The following is a 6,000-nucleotide window of genomic DNA, read 5'->3' as shown; positions in this document are numbered from 1 at the left end:
AAGTTTGAGTTGAAATGTCCTTCGGCCTTCCATTAGGTTTTTGGGCCTACTCGGAGTGAATCACCTACCTGCCGTCTCAGGATTGTCAGCAATCTAGCAGCTTCTGTCGAGCGGCCGCATGTGGCCGCGTTTCGCCTCACGGCCGAGCACGACGCTCGGCTCCGGATGTCAAAGGTACTTGAACTTCTCGACCTGAACTTTCCCATTGAGTCGGCCGGCCTTGAACTGGACCGGTTCAGTCGTGTTCGCAGTTGTTCGCTCCAAAATCCACGGCACCGGTCTGTAGGTCGTGAGCCTGCCGCCGATCTGAAGATCAAGGGTCTCATATTCTTTTACGCGAACAGGTGTGCGCCCGATCCACTCCCAATGCTCGGGCACAGTTCGCTTTGCTACAACGCTAGCTGTACCCGTCTGGGTCCTCACACCGGCAAAGTTCGCGAAATCGAACATTGCTTTGGCCGCACACACAAGGATGATTGAATAGAGGAAAAAGAACATGCACGCGGCTGCCGGCAGTCCACGATCTAGCAACGTGAATGGAAGTCGCGCAAGATTTAGCAGAACCACCACTGAACTCCCGCTTTGAGTGAGACCGATGCGTCGCGCCGAGCAAACCTCCGACGAGATGCGCGATTGTCGACGATTCGCGCCTGTATGTCGAACGACTGATTGTGGCCGCACTGTGCCCCGCGACCTAGCACGTCACTCGCCCCCAGCCCGCAGCGCATGCAGCAGGCATACCCGACCCGGAACGGCCAACCGATTTACCGCAAAGCGGCCGTTCGCGCGACGCGAAAATTCGTAATAAGCACTCTTGGACACGCGCTGGACAGGAGTGTCCTTCTACAATTGCTGCATGCGTCCGACCAATCAACATCCGACTACTGACCGCCACTCCGGGTTGATCGCTCGATCTCTGGCTTATGCCGAAGCTCATCTCGATGAACCCCTTACGGCTGAAATCCTTGCTGATCACGCTGCTTTGTCGCGCCACCACTTTCACCGCGTATTTCGCGCGTACATTGGTTGCAGTGTCGCGAACTACGTCACATGGCTACGCCTGAGGCGCGCTTTCGCGCTATTGGTCAGTGGCACGGAGTCCGTATCAGAGATCGCGTTGGCTGTTGGATACGAGTCCGCACAAGCTTTGGCAAAAGCGATGCGCCGAGATTTTGATACCACACCAAGCGCAGTGCGCCGCGGTGGCGCACCGGCGTATGAAAACTTTCTACAGCCGCCAACAGAGCATCGTTTCCGACCGAATCCTGAAGGAGCTATCGACATGCAAGTCACTCGCATGACAGCATTGCCTGACGGCATCATCGCACTTACGGCCACGGCGCGTGGCATGGTAGGCAACACCATGATGCGTGCTGCGCAGCAGGCTTATGGTGAACTATTCAAAGCAGTAAACCGAGTTGGACTTCGCGACCAGGTAACAAGCTATCTGAGCGTGGTTCCCGACGACCCCAAAGGCCCAGACGATCCGCACTGTCGCTTTATTGCCGGACTTGTGTTCGGCTATTCTCTGGCGGCATCGAGCGGACGGCCCCTGCAGCCTTCCGGTATCTCGCTTTCGGATTCGATGTCGTGGCAGCACATCGCCAGCGGTCGTTACGCCGTTTTCACTCACATCGGCTCCTATTCCACACTGCATCTCACTTGGAAGTCGATATACCGTGACTGGCTACCTGCGTCTGACCAGCGGCTCAGGGACGCCCCGCCGATGGAACTCAATTTGAATAGGCCAGAGACCACTCCGCGCGATGCGCTGCGCACAGAAATCTGGCTGCCAGTCGCATAGTCAAGCTTCCATCGTCTTCCTTGCCAACTAGTTGTCAACGATCAAGGTGGCAGTGTCGAACGGCTGAATGTGGCCGACTGCCCCCGACGCCCTCGACCGAAGTCGCCCTCCTTTGAGCGATTCGCCAGTAGCCAAAACGGTCGTTCCGTCTGCGCGTTGATGAGCGAACTTCGAGGAGAGATACCGTCATAACGCCGCTTTAGCTGTGGTGCGCAATCAGGCCGGTTCGGGGCGTCGCGCTATCCGCTCACGTACCTCAGGGGATGCCAGGCATGTTGCGACAGCTTCGTAACCAGGCGCGCCGGGGTAAGGCGCTACGCGGCTCGGGGGACTGTGATTTGCAGGGCAAAGCAGGATGGCCTCATCCGGTCCAACTGCCGCGAGATCCAGGATTGCTGACGAGCGCGTCATCAAGAACAGCGGCCGTTCCCCGACCTTCGCACGTTGACGAAGGTGGGCCATCAAGGCTTCCTGTGATGACTGGTCGAGATCATGTTCGACCATATCGACCACCAGGACCGCGGGGCCTTCGGTTTCCAGAGCAACGAGCAATGCGGTCAGGGCATCAGATCTTGTTGCCCCCTCGTCAACGAGCCACGCCAGGATCTGAGTGACGCGCAAATTGAGAGCAGGATCGGTTTCCAGCAGAGTCTTCGCGGCGGCGCATCCGTTGTCGAGCCGATCCAGGCCAACGAAGACTGCGTTTGGCAGCGTCTCAGCGAGACGGTGGGCCAGCCTGGTCTTTCCGCTGCCGAGCGAGCCAATGATGTAGTTTAAAGGACGAACATCGCGAACTTCGAACCACTCGCCACCCCAAGGCCAAGGGAGCTCGAACGCCGTACTGATTTCCGTCGATCGATTGAGCAATCCAGTCAATTCTCCATCGGATGGCATCTGGCCGTGGGCAAGATCGGCTAGGATACTTCGAAGCTTGTCCAATTTATGAACGAGCGCATGAATTTCGTTGTCGAGTGCCGCTTCGTGGGCCGATAACGCTGCTTTTAAACCTGCCGGGTCGCCGTCCAATACACGCGCAACTTGAGCCAAGCTGAGTCCGAGCGTACGCAGCGCAACAATCTCGGCAGCCCGGACCATATCGTCAGGTCTATATGCACGATATCCTGCCGGTGTGCGGCCAGGATTTACCAGGCCCTGCTGCTCGTATAGCCGCAGAGCCTTGATCGATACACCGAGCCGTCTGGCTGCTTCCGAAGCATTCAGCCACGAATTAGAAGAACTCATAAGTCCACCGTCCTTATGTTGACTAGGTGTAGCCAGCATGAGGGCGACCCCAAGGGCCGAGTCAACACATACGGGGCCCAACGCAGGCACGGGTGGAAGCCCGCCTCTCGGCGGTCTGTACTCGGCCGACGTGGGCGCAGGGGACGCGGATACATGACCAGTAACAAATCGAACGCGGCAGATTCCGCCAACGTCGAGCCACTCCCAGATTGTCGATGATGTAGGTGACGTCGTCGACTGTCTCTTCTTGGCCGATTGCCGCCCGATGTTAGGGGCAGCATTCGGACCCGAAGCCGCCCTTTAGCTTGATGTTCCTAACGTCAGCAAGTTGCTCCAGAGCGGCCATTTGGCTTGCATTCCATGCGTGCCCCGCTCACCGATAGCGGCTATATGACTTGGATAGTGAGCGGGCTTTACGCAAAGCTATCCTTTTGCGGCGGGCATCGACTCTTCAACATCGGTGGATTCCGTTTTTGCTTTCGCCTTCCCTGCGATGTCGATCACTTTCGCCCGTAGTTCGGGCACCAGTTCGACCGCTCTCTCGAACGCCTTGGAATGAACCAGCTCGCGCCATGGGCTACCGTGGTTCTTTTCATCCGCTAGCAGACGCAATGGCGCTTCCTCCATCCGAGATAAAGCTGACGCAAACAGGCGGCTTTCAAATGCTGCATCTATTCTTACCGCTTCCTTTCGATACCCTTCGTACGCTTTGGACACCGATGCCTTAAATGCGTAGTCCTCGGCCAATCGGAATCGTTGACCGATTTGCTTTGTTGCCAGCCATGCGAACCAAAAAGGCGCACCGACGCTCACCAGCGATACACCGAGATGCAGAGCAATAGCTCCCCACGTGGGCGTAGCGCTTGAGAGAAGCCCGTTTAAAGCGCGAACACGTTCGTATCCAATGACCGCGCCCATTACCAGAGCGACCATCAGGCTGCCAGTCCACCATCGAATGGATACGTTAAGCTTGTTCGCTCGATCGTCGAAGGCTCCGGCCAGCCCCTTGGACGTCGCAATTCGGTATGCGTCTTCGCATTTTTCGACGACTGCAGCAGCGTCATCCTGATGCTGTCGCATAGCTCGAGCCGCTTCCAAGATTTCGGCTAGAGCCTTGCTGGCTTCTTGCTGTGCCACCCTAGCGTCAGCTTCGAATTGTTTGGTTTTCTCTCTCGCCTCGAGAAGCGCTGCAAGATCGACATCAAGGGACTCCGCCGCTGCATGCGCTGCCAGAATCTGTTCTGCTTTCGTTTCGAGGTCGCCTGTTTTGTCTTCGACTGAGCTGACCCGCGTTTCAGCAGCGTTGATCCGGCGTTTCAGTTGAGGAGGAATTGCATACAACTCGGGTTGCGTTGGCCACTGCAGCGCGTCGGTAAGCAAGGAATTCAGTGTCGACAGCATGAGCAACAACGCGGGCACCGCGTGGACAGCGTTGCCGCTGAACACTTGAGGGACGGTGTTTCCGATTGCGAAATTGATGCCCTTTGTCATTCCCTGGATGCGCGCTGCGACGTCATCGGGGAGTTCGATGTTTATCTGTTTTCGAATTCGGTTCGAAAGGGAAGCAATCAGGGCGACGATATCGTCACGGCTTACTCCGGCTACGTTCCAGCCAAATGCCTCGTTGAGTTGTCGCAGTTCAGGCGCGCTTTTTATTGACGCCACCATCGTATCGAGCGCAGTGCAAAGAGCGAGCAAGTTTGGATCGAATGATTTTTCGTCAGTCATTTTATTTCCCCGGAATTTTTCGAGTGCGGTGCACGGCGCCAAGGTTCAAAGCATTGCGAGGCAGAAGTTTAAATTACCGACGCCGATTATCCTCCGAAAGCGATCCGAGCGCCGGGCGCTTCTCCTAGGCATCGGTGGTCAACGACACCACGATTTTCACCGCTGTGCAAAGTGGCAACTCCGCGCTCATTAGCAGACGTCCGAAACGCGAGTGCGAAGGACCGGTCATGGCCGGCAGGGGATATCGGCGTTGAGCCATTTTTATGCGCTTCGATCGTTTCGCGCGTTGCCTTAAGCGCGCGCCCACAGCGGCTCGAGGTTTGATAAGGGCCGGGAGCGGCCGCTTCGGACCTCGCGTGAAAACGCAGTCCTCCCCCCGCCTGCGGGCTTCGCTTGATAGGGCGGTTTTCATGCGCTTGCCGTCCGTCGCCCCGGGCCAAGTGATGCGGACATCTGGCCGCTTGTGGGACCTCAAAAATCGTGCATTTTGATGCACGGTGATGCGTTTCTAATCAGCGCGAGCGTCGCCGTTACCACGCGGAGGCGCCAGTCGTCGCACCAGCCATCACGTAATCCGTCTTTCCGACCTGCTTACTCCGCGAGGGTATCATCGATCAGGCGCTGTCCCGCACTGAATCCTGCCATGAGCGCTTCAGCCTGCGTCGGGAAGGGTTGCTTACCATCTCCAGCTAGGCGTATCGGCGGCACGAAGGGGCGAATAGCGCCTGCGGCTTTGATATGAACGATTGGCACGTAGCCGTGCGCCGGTAGCAGCGTGACGTTTCCAGAGGCTTCCCATACGGGTTCAAGGATGACCGTGACCGCGAAGCCTTTGTACTTGTATGTTCTTTCCATTGTGAGGACGGGCGACGGCACGACTCGGTCGCGGCTAACGAATATATGGGATAAGCGGAGTTTAACCCTCATCCCGTAAGGAGCGGGGATTTTGCACTTCGCGGCGATACCCTGGGCGATGGCTGCGGATCTGCTGAGGGGACGTATTGTGAGACCTTGGCCACCGCCGTCGTTTTGGTTGGGCGGACAGGTGTGGTGGCCTGTAAAACTCGAAAGGCAGTTGCCGCCGCGTTCCGCGAACAGTAATACGCGTCCACCGCGTTTCCAATTCGCTTTCGCCCCCCGCCGGCTAAGGCGGAGAAGCCCGCGCTATAGTTGGTTTTGGAAACGTGGAAACTCGCTAAGTATTTGTAGTTTTTAATATTTTCGCG

General features: G+C 57.2%; 5 protein-coding genes. 1 reads left to right on the top strand and 4 read right to left on the bottom strand.

Annotated features, from left to right (window positions below):
- Positions 1 to 168 precede the first annotated feature (168 nt).
- Positions 169 to 498 carry a hypothetical protein gene (locus AB4Y36_RS37810; protein ID WP_368685640.1) on the bottom strand — a complete coding sequence of 110 codons (330 nt, stop codon included), beginning with the start codon at positions 496 to 498 and terminating at the stop codon, positions 169 to 171.
- Between the two features lie 358 nt (positions 499 to 856).
- On the opposite strand from AB4Y36_RS37810, the gene AB4Y36_RS37805 reads away from it, so the two are divergent.
- Positions 857 to 1,804 (top strand): GyrI-like domain-containing protein, encoded by a 948-nt coding sequence (locus AB4Y36_RS37805; RefSeq protein ID WP_368685639.1) that lies wholly within the window; start codon positions 857 to 859, stop codon positions 1,802 to 1,804.
- A 216-nt stretch (positions 1,805 to 2,020) separates the two neighbouring features.
- On the opposite strand, the gene AB4Y36_RS37800 is transcribed toward AB4Y36_RS37805, so the two are convergent.
- From AB4Y36_RS37800 to AB4Y36_RS37790, 3 genes are all read right to left on the bottom strand, one after another.
- A complete protein-coding gene (locus tag AB4Y36_RS37800) occupies positions 2,021 to 3,046 on the bottom strand; it encodes a MerR family transcriptional regulator (RefSeq protein ID WP_368685641.1) in 1,026 nt (341 codons plus the stop codon).
- Positions 3,047 to 3,469: 423 nt separating this feature from the next.
- A complete protein-coding gene (locus AB4Y36_RS37795) occupies positions 3,470 to 4,774 on the bottom strand; it encodes a hypothetical protein (protein ID WP_368685638.1) in 1,305 nt (434 codons plus the stop codon).
- 591 nt (positions 4,775 to 5,365) lie between these two features.
- Positions 5,366 to 5,629, bottom strand: a complete 264-nt coding sequence (locus AB4Y36_RS37790) for a hypothetical protein (RefSeq protein ID WP_368685637.1) — start codon at positions 5,627 to 5,629, stop codon at positions 5,366 to 5,368.
- Between the last annotated feature and the right edge of the window lie 371 nt (positions 5,630 to 6,000).

The sequence above is a fragment of the Paraburkholderia sp. BR10936 genome (genome assembly GCF_040965735.1).
GTDB classification, from domain to species: Bacteria; Pseudomonadota; Gammaproteobacteria; order Burkholderiales; family Burkholderiaceae; genus Paraburkholderia; species Paraburkholderia nodosa_A.
Note: the sequence above shows the minus strand (reverse complement) of the source record. Positions and strands in the feature narration are given on the sequence as shown.

Bases quoted from the DNA above. Each gene is read 5' to 3' on its own strand.
- AB4Y36_RS37810 (WP_368685640.1), bottom strand. From the start codon at position 498: ATGTTCTTTTTCCTCTATTCAATCATCCTTGTGTGTGCGGCCAAAGCA.
- AB4Y36_RS37805 (WP_368685639.1), top strand. From the start codon at position 857: ATGCGTCCGACCAATCAACATCCGACTACTGACCGCCACTCCGGGTTG.
- AB4Y36_RS37800 (WP_368685641.1), bottom strand. From the start codon at position 3,046: ATGAGTTCTTCTAATTCGTGGCTGAATGCTTCGGAAGCAGCCAGACGG.
- AB4Y36_RS37795 (WP_368685638.1), bottom strand. From the start codon at position 4,774: ATGACTGACGAAAAATCATTCGATCCAAACTTGCTCGCTCTTTGCACT.
- AB4Y36_RS37790 (WP_368685637.1), bottom strand. From the start codon at position 5,629: ATGGAAAGAACATACAAGTACAAAGGCTTCGCGGTCACGGTCATCCTT.